15 protein-coding genes are annotated in these 16,370 nt (G+C 58.1%); 6 read left to right on the top strand and 9 right to left on the bottom strand.

The annotated features are described in order from the left end of the window. Positions 1-67: 67 nt before the first annotated feature. Positions 68-859, top strand: coding sequence for a dienelactone hydrolase family protein (locus ACA079_RS07020; protein ID WP_497703012.1), 792 nt, complete (start codon positions 68-70; stop codon positions 857-859). A 163-nt stretch (positions 860-1,022) separates the two neighbouring features. Further along, positions 1,023-1,748: a 4'-phosphopantetheinyl transferase family protein gene (locus ACA079_RS07015; RefSeq protein WP_497703011.1), complete on the top strand. Its 726-nt coding sequence runs from the start codon at positions 1,023-1,025 to the stop codon at positions 1,746-1,748. 126 nt (positions 1,749-1,874) lie between these two features. Here ACA079_RS07015 and ACA079_RS07010 read toward each other — a convergent pair whose 3' ends face one another. Together ACA079_RS07010 and ACA079_RS07005 are read right to left on the bottom strand one after the other, a co-directional pair. After that, positions 1,875-3,485 (bottom strand): ATP-binding protein, encoded by a 1,611-nt coding sequence (locus ACA079_RS07010; RefSeq protein WP_497703010.1) that lies wholly within the window; start codon positions 3,483-3,485, stop codon positions 1,875-1,877. Beyond that, a complete protein-coding gene (locus tag ACA079_RS07005; protein ID WP_046046510.1) occupies positions 3,482-4,195 on the bottom strand; it encodes a response regulator in 714 nt (237 codons plus the stop codon). Before ACA079_RS07005 ends, ACA079_RS07010 begins: the two co-directional genes overlap by 4 nt. A gap of 738 nt (positions 4,196-4,933) precedes the next feature. Here ACA079_RS07005 and ACA079_RS07000 point away from each other — a divergent pair. Beyond that, complete coding sequence (locus tag ACA079_RS07000; RefSeq protein ID WP_282482661.1) at positions 4,934-7,828, top strand: ribonucleoside-diphosphate reductase subunit alpha; 2,895 nt, start codon at positions 4,934-4,936, stop codon at positions 7,826-7,828. Between the two features lie 204 nt (positions 7,829-8,032). On the opposite strand, the gene ACA079_RS06995 is transcribed toward ACA079_RS07000, so the two are convergent. The 7 genes from ACA079_RS06995 to ACA079_RS06965 all read right to left on the bottom strand — a co-directional run bounded on the left by ACA079_RS06995 (position 8,033) and on the right by ACA079_RS06965 (position 14,487). Further along, a protein-coding gene (locus tag ACA079_RS06995) for an IS3 family transposase (protein WP_497703009.1) occupies positions 8,033-9,255 on the bottom strand; the annotation gives its coding sequence in 2 pieces (ribosomal slippage) (positions 8,033-8,904 and positions 8,904-9,255; 1,224 coding nt in all). A gap of 108 nt (positions 9,256-9,363) precedes the next feature. Further along, positions 9,364-10,689 carry a flagellar hook protein FlgE gene (gene flgE / locus ACA079_RS06990; RefSeq protein ID WP_497703008.1) on the bottom strand — a complete coding sequence of 442 codons (1,326 nt, stop codon included), beginning with the start codon at positions 10,687-10,689 and terminating at the stop codon, positions 9,364-9,366. Between the two features lie 31 nt (positions 10,690-10,720). Further along, positions 10,721-11,443 (bottom strand): flagellar hook assembly protein FlgD, encoded by a 723-nt coding sequence (gene flgD / locus ACA079_RS06985; RefSeq protein ID WP_497703007.1) that lies wholly within the window; start codon positions 11,441-11,443, stop codon positions 10,721-10,723. Positions 11,444-11,458: 15 nt separating this feature from the next. After that, positions 11,459-11,902, bottom strand: a complete 444-nt coding sequence (flgC, locus tag ACA079_RS06980; RefSeq protein WP_046046514.1) for a flagellar basal body rod protein FlgC — start codon at positions 11,900-11,902, stop codon at positions 11,459-11,461. 3 nt (positions 11,903-11,905) lie between these two features. Continuing rightward, complete coding sequence (flgB, locus tag ACA079_RS06975; protein WP_095132471.1) at positions 11,906-12,313, bottom strand: flagellar basal body rod protein FlgB; 408 nt, start codon at positions 12,311-12,313, stop codon at positions 11,906-11,908. 367 nt (positions 12,314-12,680) lie between these two features. Next, positions 12,681-13,508 (bottom strand): protein-glutamate O-methyltransferase CheR, encoded by an 828-nt coding sequence (cheR, locus tag ACA079_RS06970; RefSeq protein WP_074879171.1) that lies wholly within the window; start codon positions 13,506-13,508, stop codon positions 12,681-12,683. 46 nt (positions 13,509-13,554) lie between these two features. Next, positions 13,555-14,487: a chemotaxis protein CheV gene (locus ACA079_RS06965; RefSeq protein WP_497633240.1), complete on the bottom strand. Its 933-nt coding sequence runs from the start codon at positions 14,485-14,487 to the stop codon at positions 13,555-13,557. Positions 14,488-14,569: 82 nt separating this feature from the next. Between ACA079_RS06965 and flgA the strand changes: the two genes are divergently transcribed. The 3 genes from flgA to ACA079_RS06950 all read left to right on the top strand — a co-directional run bounded on the left by flgA (position 14,570) and on the right by ACA079_RS06950 (position 16,340). Next, the gene (gene flgA / locus ACA079_RS06960) at positions 14,570-15,331 is read left to right on the top strand and encodes a flagellar basal body P-ring formation chaperone FlgA (protein ID WP_497703006.1); all 762 of its coding nucleotides are present in this window, start codon (positions 14,570-14,572) and stop codon (positions 15,329-15,331) included. Positions 15,332-15,497: 166 nt separating this feature from the next. After that, positions 15,498-15,824, top strand: a complete 327-nt coding sequence (gene flgM, locus ACA079_RS06955) for a flagellar biosynthesis anti-sigma factor FlgM (protein WP_497703005.1) — start codon at positions 15,498-15,500, stop codon at positions 15,822-15,824. A 48-nt stretch (positions 15,825-15,872) separates the two neighbouring features. Continuing rightward, complete coding sequence (locus ACA079_RS06950) at positions 15,873-16,340, top strand: flagella synthesis protein FlgN (RefSeq protein WP_074879179.1); 468 nt, start codon at positions 15,873-15,875, stop codon at positions 16,338-16,340. The last annotated feature ends 30 nt before the right edge of the window (positions 16,341-16,370 follow it).

Here is a 16,370-nt window from a genome sequence, read left to right as displayed (position 1 = left end):
CACTCTGAACCTGAGCTGAATCAAATCGACTCGGCTGGTTTGATGACCTTTTGCAGGAGATCCGACGATGCGCATTTTCCTCGCCCTCGTATTACTGGCCTTGAGCGGGCTCAGCCAAGCCGCTATCAAGACTCAGGAAATCCCCTATCAAAGTGCTGACGGCACCAAGATGATTGGCTACTTCGCCTATGACGACGCCATCAAAGGCGCACGCCCTGGCGTTGTGGTGGTGCACGAATGGTGGGGGCTCAACGAATACACCAAACGTCGCGCCCGTGACCTGGCCGGCCTGGGATACAGCGCGCTGGCCATCGACATGTATGGCGATGGCAAGAACACCGAACATCCAAAGGACGCTATGGCCTTCATGCAGGCAGCGTTGAAAGACAGTGCCGCGTCCAGTGCACGCTTTCAGGCCGGGCTCGATCTGCTGAAGAAACAGCCGCAAACCGATCCGAACAAAATCGCCGCTATCGGTTATTGCTTCGGCGGCGGCGTGGTGCTGAATGCGGCGCGTCAGGGTTTACCGCTGGCGGGCGTGGTGAGTTTTCATGGTGCGCTGGCGACCAAGACACCTGCGGCGCCGGGTAGTGTGAAAGCGAAAATCCTTGTTGAACATGGGGCGATGGACAGCATGATCACGCCGGATAACGTGGCAGCGTTCAAGGCTGAAATGGACAAGGCCGGGGCTGATTACACGTTCGTCAGCCTGGAGGGCGCCAAGCATGGGTTCAGCAACCCTGATGCGGATCGGTTGAGCCATGGCGATCATGGCGGGCCGGATATTGGCTACAACAAAGCAGCGGATGAAAAATCCTGGGCGGACATGCAGGCATTCTTCAAGAAGATTTTTGGTTGATCAGGTAGACCGCGGCGCGGCTAATCGCGAGCAAGCTCGCTCCCACAGGGATTTATGGTGCTACATAGATCCAGTGTGGGAGCGAGCTTGCTCGCGATGGCCGCGACGCCAATCCAAAGCTTTGTACTACCCAGCCTGAGAGCAACCCGGCAAAATGCCCCACATGAATCGCGCCCCTGCCCTACCCGTCTGCTGCACTCCACTCGATGCCCATTGGCCGCTGCCGTTTGCGCTGCCCGATACGGTGCTGTTGAGCACTCACTTCGATACCTCGCAACTGGCCAGCGATGATTTCCAGCGCAGCGCCATCGAGCCCCCGCCCAGCATCCAGCGTTCGGTCGCCAAGCGTCAGGCTGAGTTTCTCGCCGGACGGGTTTGCGCTCGGGCGGCGTTGCAACAGTTGGAAGGGTTGAGTTTTATCCCGGCCATCGGCGAGGACCGGGCACCGGTGTGGCCGACGCACATCACGGGCTCGATCACCCACAGCACCGGCCGGGCTTCGGCGATTGTCGCGAAGAAAACCCACTGGCGCGGCCTGGGAATGGACCTGGAAAACCTGCTCAACCCTGAACGGGCCGAGCGATTGGCCGGGGAAATCCTCACCCCGCCCGAGTTGCAACGCATGACCGCCGGCCGTCGCGATCAACTGGCGATGCTGGTGACCCTGACGTTTTCGGTGAAGGAAAGCCTGTTCAAGGCGCTGTATCCGATCGTTCAGCAGCGCTTTTATTTTGAACATGCCGAAGTTCTGGAGTGGAGCGAGAGCGGTGAGGTGCGGCTGCGGCTGCTGACTGACCTTTCCAGTGAGTGGCGTAACGGCACTGAGCTGGATGCTCAGTTCGGGGTCATGGATGGGCAGTTGTTGAGTCTGGTCAGCATCAAGGCCTGAGGATCTTCAGTGTTTGGGAGGGCCTCATCGCGAGCAAGCTCGCTCCCACAGGGATTTGTGGTGTTGCATAGATCCAATGTGGGAGCGAGCTTGCTCGCGATGGGGCCCTCACAGACAACCAAAATCTCACCGCTTCTCCTGATTCCTCGGCCAGCTCAGGCTGAAACACGCCCCACCCAAACTCTTGCTCTTGCTGATCAACGCCCGGCCATCATGCCAATGGATGATTCGCCGCACGATGGACAACCCCAACCCATGCCCGCCGGAGGCGCGGGTGCGGCTGTCATCGAGGCGCAGGAATGGTGTGAAAATCTTCTCCCAAGCCGTTTCCGGCACCCCCGGTCCGTCATCCTCGACATCCACTCGACAGCGCTGCTGCCCGACCTGATAGCTGACGGTCACCCGTGATTGGGCGTGGCGCATGGCGTTGCTCACCAGGTTCTGCATCGCCCGGTGCAGGTAACGCGGCTCGGCTTCGACCCAAGCGTCGTCGTTGTCAGCGGCGGACAAACACAACCCCCGCTGCACCGTGACCTCGGCGCGTAACGGCGCCAGTTCTTCGATCACCTGATTGACCAACGCATCCAGATCGATCCGCTGAAAATTCAGCGCCGGCGAACCCTGCTCCAGTCGTGCGTAAGTGAGCATCTCGTCCACCAGGCGATCGAGATCCTCGATGTCGTGGTCCATGCCTTCACAGTATTTTTCCAACGCCTGCGGTGTGGTGGCCGAGCCGATCATTTCCAGACCAAAACGCAGTCGCGCCACCGGCGTGCGCAGTTCGTGAGACACGGCGCGCACCAGCTCACGCTGGATCGCCAGCAGTTGCTGCAAGTGCTCGGCCATGCCGTTGAACGCCGAGGCCAGCCGTCCCACCGAGTCCGCGCCGCGTGCCGGCACACGGGTTTCCAGGCTGCCCTTGGCGATGCGCGTGGCGGCCGCTTCCAGGCCACGCAAACGACGCTCAAGTTGGCGCACCAACAAATAGACGATCAAACCGATCAGGCTCAAACCAAGGGCGGCAATCAGCACCAGCCACTCCGGCGGATAAGGATTCATCTGATACAACGGGCCGATTTCCAGCACCCACGGCGTACCGACCATGCCGGCAAACACCCGGATCGAATCGCCGCCCTTGCCCAGCGCCATCACGGTGTCACCCTCGGACACCCGGCGACTCTGGTCCTCGTCCATGTCAGCCTGCTCGATCGTCACCAGCCGCAAGTCGAAACCAAACCCTTTATCGCGCTTCAACTGCGCCAGGCGCTCGGGTTGCTCGGCCACCGGGTAGCGCACCAGTTCATCGGCCAGCAGGTAAATAGTCGCCCGGGCCAGTTGTTCGCTGATCTGCTGGACCTCGCCGGTCAGCACCAGCTGTTCCTTGTCGCTGACCAACCGGTAAACCTTCGCCGCATGCGGCCCGGTCTGTTCCACCAGCGCCTGTCCGCGCAGCACTCGGGTGCGCTGGGTGAGGTCGAGGTCGGTCTGGGCGAAGGTCTTCAGCGCCAGAGGAATCCCCAGCAACCGCTCCCACACCAGCAAGGCACGGTGGCGCTCGGTTTCGTTCATCGGGTTCAGATTGTCGGCCATCAGCGAGAACGTGCCGTGGGCCAGGCGCTCGCGGTATTGCTCGCCACGCACCTGATTGAGCAGGTGCAAGGCCAGCACGCCGAGTACCGCCACCAGAATCAGCGCCGCGCACATGCCGCCATAGATGCGCAGGAAGATCGAGTTCACAGCGTGCAAGCTTCCGGAACGAACAGATAACCTTTGCTGCGGATGGTCTTGATCAGCCGTGGATGCTCTGGGTCATCGCCGATTTTCGGGCGAATGCGCGAGATACGCACGTCGATGGAACGATCCTGGCCGTCATAGCCAATGCCGCGCAATGCAGTGAAAATCTCTTCCCGGGACAGGATGCGTCCGGCGTTGGCGACCAGCAGCCAGAGCAAGTCAAACTCTGCGCTGGTCAGTTCGATGCCGTTGTCGTTCAGCCAGGCTTCGCGCAATGCGTTGTCGACCACCAACGGGCCGAACTGCAAGCGCCGTTGTTTTTCCGGCGCCACTTCAGGGGTTTCACTGCGTCGCAACAGGGCCTGGATGCGCGCCAGCAGCAGGCGTGGGCGAACCGGTTTGCACACGTAGTCGTCGGCGCCCAGGTCCAGGCCAAGAATCTGATCGGTGTCGTCGGTGCGGGCGGTGAGCATCAGGATCGGGCCGTCATACTTGTCGCGGACCTTGCGGCAGATGCTCAGTCCGTCTTCGCCCGGCAACATCAGGTCGAGGATCACCAGGTCCGGTTTCTCCTTGATGATCCGTGCCGCGGCCAAGGCGCCGTTGCCCTCGATCGATACGCGCAGACCATTGGCTTCCAGGTAGTCACGGGTCAGTTCGGCCAGACGCTGGTCGTCCTCGACAATCAATACCTGCCAGGCTTCTTGCTCCACGGTGACCTCTGCTTGCCAACAACACTTAATAAGGAAGGATCCGCCCGTCTTTTTGTAATGATTGGGGAGGATAAGAATGCGTACGCACTGGCCGATTGTATAAACGCCGCTCGCCAAGAACACAAGCCGGTAAATGCGTTCGGACAACGCGGTTTTTTGTGATAGGGTTCGCGCCCTTAAAAATCCAAATGACTGTTTTCAATCGCTGAAAATCGGTGAAAAACGGTCCGCTCCAGCTAGGTCGCGGCCTACACGCCCATTCCACGTTTCACACACAATTTACGCACAGGTTTATCCACAGGTAGTACGTTGCAACACCCTCCAAAACGCATTATCTTGTACCTCGGCGCGAAAAAAACCCTACATGTAGGGTTTTACGCCAAAAACCAAACACAAACCGGATACCGATTTCAAGCGCTTTTATTGCCTCTTTCCGGTTGAACCAAACGTATTTTCGAAAGACCAAACCGCGCGTGCGGATGGCTACTGTTTTTGAGCCGAAAACGGCGTTAACGGTACGGGTGTTGCAGTCAATTCTGTCACCCAAAAGGATCCCGGTTTCAGGTTCAAGGCCTGGGACCAAAGACTTCGGCATGGAAGCGGCGCCCCAATTGCCCCTTCCTGATCTGTCCCGAAGTTGGTATGCCCGGCCCCTCGCCGGTTGTAGTGCTTCAGGACGGAACGGTGGGCACCGTGATGGTGCCCAAACAAACATAGAGAATGTGGAGACAACCCCCCATGCAAACCGACACAACTCGCGAGAACCCGCAGGGCACCTTGCCGCAGGCCGCTGATTCGACTTCGGATCTGTCCGCCACCGCGCCTGGCCAACTGCGCGTGATCAAGCGTAACGGCACTGTCGTTCCTTACACCGATGACAAGATCACCGTCGCTATCACCAAAGCGTTTCTCGCAGTTGAGGGCGGCACCGCTGCCGCTTCGTCGCGAATCCACGACACCGTTGCCCGTCTGACCGAACAAGTCACCGCGACCTTCAAGCGTCGCATGCCTTCGGGCGGCACGATCCACATCGAAGAAATCCAGGACCAGGTCGAACTGGCCCTGATGCGTGCCGGCGAGCAGAAAGTGGCCCGCGACTACGTGATCTACCGTGACGGTCGTTCGAAAGAACGCGCCGCCCACGCACCGGCCGAAGAAGCAGTCAACGCTCACCCGTCGATCCGCATCACCCGCGCCGATGGCACCTTTGCGCCTCTGGACATGGGCCGCCTGAACACCATCGTCACCGAAGCGTGCGAAGGCCTTGCAGAAGTCGACGGCGACCTGATCCAGCGCGAAACCCTGAAAAACCTGTACGACGGCGTGGCCCTGACCGACGTCAACACCGCGTTGGTGATGACTGCCCGTACGCTGGTTGAGCGTGAGCCGAACTACTCGTTCGTGACCGCCCGCCTGCTGATGGACACCCTGCGTGCCGAAGGCCTGAACTTCCTGGAAGTCGCCGAGAGCGCGACTCACCACGAAATGGTCGACCTGTACGCCAAGGCCCTGCCTTCGTACATCGCCAAGGGTATCCAATTCGAATTGCTGAACCCGGTCCTGGCTACCTTCGACCTGGAAAAACTCGGCAAGGCAATCAACCACGAGCGCGATCAGCAGTTCACGTACCTGGGCCTGCAAACCCTGTACGACCGTTACTTCATCCACAAGGACGGTATCCGCTTCGAACTGCCGCAAATCTTCTTCATGCGCGTGGCCATGGGCCTGGCGATCGAAGAGAAGAACAAAGAAGACCGTGCGATCGAGTTCTACAACCTGTTGTCGTCCTTCGACTACATGTCGTCGACCCCGACCCTGTTCAACGCCGGCACCCTGCGTCCACAGCTGTCGAGCTGCTACCTGACCACCGTGCCGGATGACCTGTCGGGCATCTACCACGCGATCCACGACAACGCCATGTTGTCGAAATTTGCGGGCGGCCTGGGCAACGACTGGACCCCGGTTCGTGCACTCGGTTCGTACATCAAGGGCACCAACGGCAAATCCCAGGGCGTTGTTCCGTTCCTGAAAGTAGTGAACGACACCGCCGTCGCCGTTAACCAGGGTGGCAAGCGCAAAGGCGCTGTCTGTGCCTACCTGGAAACCTGGCACATGGACATCGAAGAGTTCATCGAACTCCGCAAGAACACCGGTGATGATCGTCGTCGTACCCACGACATGAACACTGCCAACTGGATCCCTGACCTGTTCATGAAGCGCGTCTTCGATGACGGCAAGTGGACCCTGTTCTCGCCGTCCGAAGTGCCGGACCTGCACGACCTGACCGGCAAGGCCTTCGAAGAGCGTTACGAGTACTACGAAGCCCTGTCCGAGTACCCGGGCAAGATCAAGCTGTTCAAGACCATCCAGGCCAAAGACCTGTGGCGTAAAATGCTGTCCATGCTGTTTGAAACCGGCCACCCATGGCTGACCTTCAAAGACCCGTGCAACCTGCGCAGCCCGCAGCAGCACGTTGGCGTGGTTCACAGCTCGAACCTGTGCACCGAGATCACCTTGAACACCAACAAGGACGAGATCGCCGTTTGCAACCTGGGCTCGATCAACCTGCCGAACCACATCACCAACGGCAAGCTGGACACCGCCAAGCTGGAACGCACCGTGAACACCGCCGTTCGCATGCTCGATAACGTTATCGACATCAACTACTACTCGGTGCCACAAGCGAAGAACTCCAACTTCAAGCACCGTCCGGTCGGTCTGGGCATCATGGGCTTCCAGGACGCTTTGTACCTGCAGCACATTCCTTACGGTTCCGACGCTGCCGTCGAGTTCGCCGACAAGTCGATGGAAGCGGTCAGCTACTACGCGATCCAGGCTTCCTGCGACCTCGCTGACGAGCGCGGCGCCTACGAGACGTTCCAGGGTTCGCTGTGGTCCAAAGGCATCCTGCCGCTGGATTCGCAACAGATCCTGATCGAGCAACGTGGCCAGAAGTACATCGACGTTGACCTGAACGAATCCCTGGACTGGGCACCGGTTCGTGCCCGCGTTCAGAAAGGCATTCGTAACTCCAACATCATGGCCATCGCACCGACCGCGACCATCGCCAACATCACTGGCGTATCGCAGTCGATCGAACCGACCTACCAGAACCTCTATGTGAAATCGAACCTGTCGGGCGAATTCACCGTGATCAACCCGTACCTGGTTCGCGACCTGAAGGCTCGCGGTCTGTGGGACTCGGTCATGATCAACGACCTGAAGTACTACGACGGTTCGGTGCAACAGATCGAGCGCATCCCGCAAGAACTCAAAGAGCTCTACGCGACTGCCTTCGAAGTGGACACCAAGTGGATCGTTGACGCGGCAAGCCGTCGTCAGAAGTGGATCGACCAGGCTCAATCGCTGAACCTGTACATCGCTGGCGCATCGGGCAAGAAGCTGGACGTGACCTACCGCATGGCCTGGTACCGTGGTCTGAAAACCACTTACTACCTCCGTGCCCTGGCCGCGACCAGCACCGAGAAGTCGACCATCAACACCGGCAAGCTGAACGCTGTTTCCAGCGGCGGCAACCACGGTGAAGATTCGGTCCTGGCAGCACCTGCCGGCCCTGCTCCAGTGCCGAAGGCTTGCGCCATCGACGAGCCGGATTGCGAAGCTTGCCAATAAGCTGAGCCGGTAACCTGAAACCCCCGACAGTCCTCTGGATTGTCGGGGGTTTTCTTTTGCCTGCCTTTCGAGATCAAAAGATCGCAGCCTCGTTTCACTCGACAGCTCCTACAAAGGGGCCGCTATTTCCTGTAGGAGCTGTCGAGTGAAACGAGGCTGCGATCTTTTTGCCATGTCTAGTCCTGAAATAGGTTTACACCTGTTTCACCCCAACGCCCGATGCACCGCATCGGGCGTTTTGTATTTTAAGGACAGGTGCGGCCGTTCCTGGTTGTAGATCCTGACCGCCTCTCGCACCATCTGCGTGGCCTGCGCGAAATCCGCAGGTCGGTGGATCAAGAACTCTGTTTTCAAGATGCCGTTGACCCGCTCGGCCAAGGCGTTTTGGTAGCAGTCGTAGCCGTCGGTCATCGAGCAAGTGATGCCATGTTTTACGTGCACTTCTTGATAAAGGGCCGAGCAGTACTGCGCGCCTCGATCCGAGTGATGGACTAGCTTCTGAACGCTTCGACGTCGCTTCAACGCCATTCGAAAGGCTTGCACCACGGAGTTGGTGTGCAGACTTTCGTGCACGTGATAGCCGACTATTTTTCTCGAAAAGGCATCCGTCACCAAACTCAAATAGGCAACGCTATCACGGGTAGGCAGGTACGTAATATCGGCCACCCAGACCTGTTCCGGGCCGGTAGCGACTATTTGTTCCGGGCTTGGTTTCAGCAGATTAGGGTGTCGGCGGAAGCGATGATGGCTGTCGGTCGTCTTGTGATACGCCCGTTTTCGGCGGACCAACTGGCGGCTTTCCCGCAAAACCGCGAACAGACGATCCCGGCCAACATGGAGCGCCTGTTGCTCACGCTGCTCATGCATCATCGAATACAGCTTCCGAGTGCCGATGCACGGTTGGCGGGCACGGATCTTCTGTACAAACGTTATGAGCTGCTGATCCTGGTCGGCCCGATCCCGGTAGACCCGGTTGCGTTTGTAATAGGCCTGACGGCTTATCCCCATAAATTGGCAAGCCTTGCTGACACTCAGAGTTTGGGTTTGCGCAACGACTTGCCGGGTCGCTTTTTTACAATAGATACGCCGTAGTCATTCTTCAGAACATCGACCACGGCTTCAAAGAATTGGGCTTTCTGATTTGCCAGCGCCAGTTGTTCCTCGAGTTCTTTGATTCGTTGCTCGGGAGTCATTGGCAAGGTTGGCTCGTCCATAGGTCTGATCCTCTGGGAGCGAATGGAGGCGCCTTGGCTCCAGTCCTGGCGACCATGTTTGCGTAACCAAACCAACACCGTCGACCGACCCTGAATCCCATAGCGCCGCTGAGCCTCTTTATAACTCAACTCGCCTTTTTCGACCTGGTCGACAACCGATAATTTAAAAGCCAGCGTGTAATCACGCTGACTTCGCTTCGTGCCCGTGTCCATTGCACCTTCCTGATAAGAAGCCAGAAGGTGTAAACCTTATTCAGGACGGGACACCAGCCATAAAAAAGCCCCTCTTCCGAGGGGCTTTTTATGAAGCACTATCAAACATCAGGTCATCTGAATGATGGTCTGCATGATGGTGCTCTGAGTCGAGATGGTCTTGGAGTTCGCCTGGAAGTTGCTCTGCGCCTTGACCAACTCGACCAGTTCATTGGTCAGGTTGACGTTGGACTCTTCCAGGGAGTTGGAGTGGATCTCGCCCAAGGTACCAGTGTTCGGCGCATCGTAGCCCGGGATACCCGACGAATAGGTTTCTTTCCAACTGGTGCCGCCTACAGGCTGCAAACCTTGTTCGTTGGTGAAGCTGGCGAGCGAGATCTGGCCGATAGCCTTGGTCTGGCTGTTGCTGAAGTTGGCCAGCATGACACCGCTGGTGTCGATGGTCAGGTTGGTAATCTGGCCGGTGGCGTAGCCGTTCTGCGAAGGAATCGAACGCGCGGTGTCAGCGTTGTATTGCGTGGTTTTGTCCATGGAGACCGTAACGACGCCGGAGGCAGCGCCGTTGGCTTTAAACACGCCATTGGTCACGGTACCCGGAATCCAGCCGGTGACCTTCAGGTCAGGGCTGGTTATCACGGATGGCGGAATGGTCGCTGGAACAACCGGTGTGGTGACCGAAGTCAGCTTGCCGGAGCTGTCGAAGTTCATGGTCGAAGCGACAGGAGGAGTAAGAGGATCGGTAGGATCGCTGCCATCCGGGTTGCGACCCTCGATCAGGGTGTAGGTCTTCCAGGTGTTGTCAGCAGTCTTGACCATGTATTGATCCATGGTGTGCTTATTACCCTGGGTATCGTAAATCGGGGTACTGAACTGCTTGGTGAAGGACGCTTCCTTGGACGGGTCAAACGGATTGGTAGTCTGGTTGATGATGGGAGCTGTGGAGTTCAGGTTGATCGTCGACGAAACCGTGGAGGTGTTTTTTGGCGCCAGGTTCGACGTATCGATGCGCAGGTCAGTCAAAACGCCATTGAGGATCTTGCCATTGGCATCCACGCCATAACCCTGCAGACGCGCAGAGCCATCGCTATTGGTGACGTAACCGTCCTTGTCGACCTTGAACGTACCGGCACGGGTGTAGGACATCGAACCGTTCTCGCTCAACACGAAAAAGCCGGAACCGTTGATACCCATGTCCAGCACGTTGCCGGTGTTGCTGACGTCGCCCTGGGTGAACTGCTGGGAAACGTTGGCCAGGCGCACGCCGCTACCGATGGTTTTACTGCCAGTACCCAGCTTGGTGGCCGAGTAAACGTCTTCGAATTCCGCACGGGACGATTTGAAACCGGTGGTCGCGACGTTGGCGATGTTGTTGCCGGTCACGTCCAGTTGTTTGTTGGCTGCATAGAGACCGCTAAGGCCGATATTGAAAGACATATTCCACTCCTTTGTGCCGTGTTAGTCGGCTCTACATACCAATGGTTTGTACTTTTGACAGGGCGATGCTGCCGGCCCCGGCCAGGTTGAGCATCAACTCACCGCCGGTCTGGCTGATGGTCACGCTGTTGACGGTGGCCGGCAGGTAAGTCACCAGCGAGGTCGCCTTGCCGTCGTAGGTCGCCGTAGCACCGAAGGTATAGGTACCCGCCGTGGCCACTTCGCCTGCATCGTTTTTGCCGTCCCAGATGAAAGTGGGAGTACCGGCGACCTGGCTGCCCAGGTCGATGGTGCGGACAACCTTGCCATCGGCATTGGTGATATTGACCTTGACCGGGTCCACCGACGCCGGTACGGCAATGGTGCCGCTGAAACTTTTGGAGGTATCAACCACCGCCTTGTCGCCCGGTGCAATAACCGAACGCCCGACCAGCGACGACGCCTGCAACGCCTGGGACGAGTTGTAGTTGCTCGCCAGACCGCTGACGGTGTCGTTGAGCGTGGTGATGCCTTCCAGGCTACTGAACTGGGCCAACTGGGCGACGAACTCGCCGTTGTCCTGCGGTTCCAGCGGGTTCTGGTTTTTCAGTTGCGTTACCAGCAACTGCAGGAACGCGTCCTTGCCCAGGGCCTTGTTGCCGGTGGCGCTGTTCGTCGCCGACGCCAGGCCGTCAGCACTGGTGTTGGTCTTGATCGAGGAGTTGGCCAGGATGTCCTTGAGGCTAATGCCACTGGTGGTATCGGTAACACTCATCTGAGTCGCCCCTTATCACTGACCGAGGGTCAGGACCTTTTGCATCATGGTTTTGGCGGTGTTCATCATTTCGGCGTTGGTCTGGAACGAACGGCTCGCGGAAATCATGTCAGCCATCTCTTCCACCACGTTGACGTTCGGGTAGTAGACGTAGCCCTTGGCGTCGGCCGCCGGATGGTTCGGCTCGTAGCGCGCTTCAAGGTTGCTCTGGTCTTCGACCACGCCCAGCACTTGCACGCCTTGACCGGCCGCGTCCTGGTTCTGGAACAGCGAATCGCTGCCGCCGCTCTGGCCGCCCTGGAACATGGTGGCGAATACCGGGTGCCGTGCACGGTAGGTCTGGTCAATGCTCGACGAAACGGTCTCGGCGTTGGCGATGTTACTGGCGACGGTGTTCAAGCGAGTGGTCTGGGCACTCATGCCGCTACCGGCAATGTTGAAAACACTGGCTAGAGACATGACTTACTCTCCACGAAGGGCTGACACCAGCCCTTTGAATTTGCTGTTGAGCAGGGTGAAGCTGGCCTGGAAGTTGACCGCGTTTTCCGCGTAGTTCGACTGTTCCAGTTGGGCGTCGACGGTGTTCTGGTCGATCGACGGTTGCATCGGCGTGCGATACAGCAGCGATTCGTCACCATTGCCCAGGCCTTCGGCTTCGATATGACGGCTGTTGGTCATGTTCAAGGCGAAAGAGCCGCTCTTGGTCTTCTCGTTCTGCTCGGCAAGCACTTTCGAGAAGTCCAGATCCCGAGCCTTGTAGTTCGGGGTGTCGGCGTTGGCGATGTTGTTGGCCAGGACTTCGGCACGCTGAGCGCGGAAGCCCAGGGCTTGTTCGTGGATACCGAGCGCTTTATCGAAGCTGATGCTCATGTCGGAAACCTTCGGGTGACCTGATTTTTCGTAACATGGACATAGCAAGCGTCGTGCCAATTGAAGAAAGCCCGTAAACCGGGGCTTTGCGGGCAGTGGCAACGTGGCAATGCCAGAAAAGCGGCAACCGATTTCCGCCGCCTGCCGCTTTTCTGCCGCTTATCCCCCTCCAAAGAACACCTTCGTCCCCTGTGGGAGCGAGCTTGCTCGCGATGGCGTCGTGTCAGTCGACATTTGTATAACCTGACCCACCGCAATCGCGAGCAAGCTCGCTCCCACAGGGTCTAGTGGTGTTTTCAGAAATAACGGCAGGCATAAAAAAACGGGAGCCCTCTGAGGACTCCCGTTTTTTGATAACGCCAACGACTCACTTCGCCTGGTAAATGATCCCCGGGCTGCACTGGACCATCTGGTAATGATCCGGCAAACCGTTCAGCGCCTCGGAAGCACCGAGGAACAGATAACCGCCGGGTTTCAACGTGCTGTGAATGCGCAACAGGATGTCCTTCTTCACCTCGGCGGAGAAGTAGATCAGCACGTTGCGGCAGAACACGATGTCAAACTTGCCCAGCGCCGCGTAGCTGTCCAGCAGGTTGAATGAACGAAACTCCACCCGGCTCTTGATCGGTGCCTTGATTGCCCAGCGCCCCGGCCCTTTTGGGTCGAAATAACGTTGAAGGCGCTCGGGCGACAGTCCACGGCCGATGGCCAGGCTGTCGTACTCGCCGGTCTTGCAGTTGGTCAGCATGGTGCCGGACAGGTCGGTGGCAACGATCTGCACGCCCATCTTCAACTGGCCCATGTTCACGCGTTCGAACTCATCGATCGACATCGACAGCGAATACGGTTCCTGACCCGACGAACAGGCCGCCGACCAGATCCGCAGACGCTGGCCAGGGGCGGCCTTGATCGCTGCCGGCAGCACCTTGTTCTTCAAGACTTCAAACGGATAGGTGTCACGAAACCACAGGGTTTCGTTGGTGGTCATGGCATCCACCACCATCTCGCGCAAACCGCTGCGCGGCTGGGTCTGGATGCGCTGGACCAGCTCACCCAGGGACTTGATGCCTTGCTGTTCCATCAGTTTGTTGAGACGGCTCGAGACCAGGTACTGCTTGTTTTCACCGAGCAAAATGCCACAGGCTTTTTCCAGGAAGACCCGGAACTGTTCGAAATCCAAATTACCCGTAGACAAAGATGCCGCCTCTTAAATCGTATTAACCGCCAGGGGCAAAAGGCCCCTAGCTGATGTCTGCTGCTTTGATCCGGTTGACTACCCGGGATGCCAGGTCATCAGGACGGAATTTGGCAAGGAAGTCATCGGCACCGACCTTCTTGACCATCGCCTGATTGAATACACCCGACAACGAAGTATGCAGGATGATGTGAAGCTTTTGCATGCGAGGGTCGTTGCGGATCTCGGCCGTGAGGGTGTACCCGTCCATCTCCGGCATCTCGATGTCGGAAATCATCATCAGGAACTCTTCTTCCGGCTTCTTGCCCTCGTCGACCAGCTTGCGCAGGTAATCCAGCGCCTGCCGACCGTCGTTCAACGCCACCACTTCGACGCCGACCGTTTGCAGGCAACGCGAGACCTGCTTGCGCGCCACCGACGAGTCATCGACCGTCAGCACCCGCAAGGACAATGCCTTGTGCTGGGTTTCGACATCCACCACGCCAACGGAAATCGCTTCCGGTGTCGGCGCCACTTCTGCCAGCACTTTCTCGACGTCGATGATTTCGACTAACTGATTGTCGACCCGAGTCACAGCCGTCAGGTAATGATCGCGTCCCGTGCCCTTGGGTGGCGGATGAATCTCCTCCCAGTTCATGTTGACGATGCGTTCCACCGACCGCACCAGGAAACCCTGGGTCTTGGTGTTGTACTCCGTGATGATCACGAAGGGATTGCTTTGATCTTTCAGCGCACCGGAACCGGTCGCCATGGCCAGATCAAGAATCGGAATGGTCGCCCCCCGAATATTTGCCACACCGCACACGACAGGACTGGATTTTGGCATCAGTGTCAGTTTGGGGCATTGCAGCACCTCCCGAACCTTGAACACGTTGATCCCATACAGCTGCTGGCCGTCGAGACGGAACAACAACAGCTCAAGGCGATTCTGCCCTACCAGTTGCGTGCGCTGGTTTACCGCATCCATTACACCAGCCATGCACAGACTCCTACACCAACGCTTAAGTGTGTTGCGACGCGCATTCATCACTAAACGGCACGGCGCTTGCTTTTTAACTCTTATGAACACAGAACCGACATTTTTCCGACGCCTGACATCAAACGCCCGCAAATTGCTTTGCGCGATGTCGGCCGTTTGCCTGTTCAACGCTGGCAGCCCTGCCCTTGCTGACGCGGTTACCTTGCCTGACATGCTTATCGGCGTCACTCAGGGCTTTCTTGAATTCACCGTAGAAGACTATCTGGCAACCAGTCAAACGGAAGGTCGCTACGAGATCGAGGTCAAGCAGCTCGATCCGCGGCTGCGCATGCCCATGTGCGACAAGGAATTGACAGCGTCCCTGGAGAGCCCGGCCACGCCGTTGGGGCGAGTTACGGTCAAGGTGCGCTGCGAGGGCGCGTCGCCCTGGACGGTCTTCGTACCCGCTCAAGTGCGCCTGTTTCGCGACATTGTGACCACCACCCGCCCGCTACGACGCGCCGGTATCGTCGAGCCCCAGGATGTAACCCTGCGCGAGCGTGACATCAGTCTGATCAGCCAGGGTTACCTGACTTCCGTCGACCAGGCGATCGGACAGAAACTTACCCGACCAATGGTCGCCGACCAGGTCATGACCCTGGTGCACATGGAACAGGCAGAAGTCATCAGCAAGGGCGACCAAGTGGTGATTACCGCCCGCAGTGGAACGCTCAGCGTGCGCATGCCGGGTGAAGCGCTGTCCAACGGCGGCTTGCGCGAACAGATTCGGGTGAAAAACCTCAACTCCCAGCGGGTCATCAAGGCGCAAGTCATCGCGCCCGGTCAGGTGGAAGTGGCCATGTAGAACTCTCTGTTTGTGAAGATGTGGCGCGCCACTCGACTGTTCCCTAGACTGTGCCCTATGCAGGGCAAGCGCTGACGCGCGCAAGCTCATTGATAATTGGGCCTAAAGTTTTTCCGGGTATGGCCGAAAACATGGCAAGCGTCCAAATACCCAGAGGTTTTTTGTCATGGTCATCGATTTCAGCCGTTTAAACAGTTCCTCGTCACTTACCGGCAGTACACGTACCAGCACCGCGAAGGAAACCGCCGAAGCCGGCAAACCCGCACCGCTGAATACCCCGGCCGAACAGGCCAGTACCGTCAAAAGCGGGGAATCGGTACATCTCAGCAATGAGGCTCAACAGTTGCAGAAGGTCACTGACAAGCTGCGCGATCAGCCTGCCGTCGACAACGCCCGCGTGGCCGAGTTGAAAGCAGCGATTGCCGATGGCAGCTACAAAGTCGACAGCAACCGTGTAGCCAACAAACTGCTCAACTTCGAAGCCCAGCGCTAGGCCAAGGCCTGCGCCAGGCTTTTGGACGCTTAAAACCCAAGGCCAGCCATGCACGACACTAATTTACTGCAACTGATCACCGACGATTTCGCTCCAGCACAGCACTTGCTGGAGTTACTGCAAACCGAGTCCCTCGCCTTGCACGGTCGCGACATGCCACTGCTCGAAGAGATTCTGGCGCAGAAACAGGCATTGATCATTTTGCTCGATCAGCATGGCCGCAAGCGCAGTGAAATCCTCGCCAGCCTCAACCTGCCGACCAACCGCGATGGCCTGGAGCAACTTGCCAGTCATTCGAGCATTGGCGATCAGCTGTTGGAGCAGAGCGATGTATTGACCGATCTTCTGGCTCAATGCCAGGCGGCCAACGTCAAGAATGGCCAGTCGATCCTGGTGCAACAGGCCGCGACGGCCAATCAGCTGAAAATCCTCAACGGCGGCGAGCCACCAGCGCTCTACGATGCGCGCGGATCAACCTCCATGCTTGCGAAGCCACGCCCGCTCAGTCAGGCTTGAGCCTGCTGAAAAGCCCGCACTATCAAGACG

The sequence above is a fragment of the Pseudomonas sp. LBUM1645 genome (genome assembly GCF_059716185.1).
The sequence above is the reverse complement of the archived record's forward strand: the minus strand, read 5'-3'. Positions and strand labels throughout refer to the sequence as shown.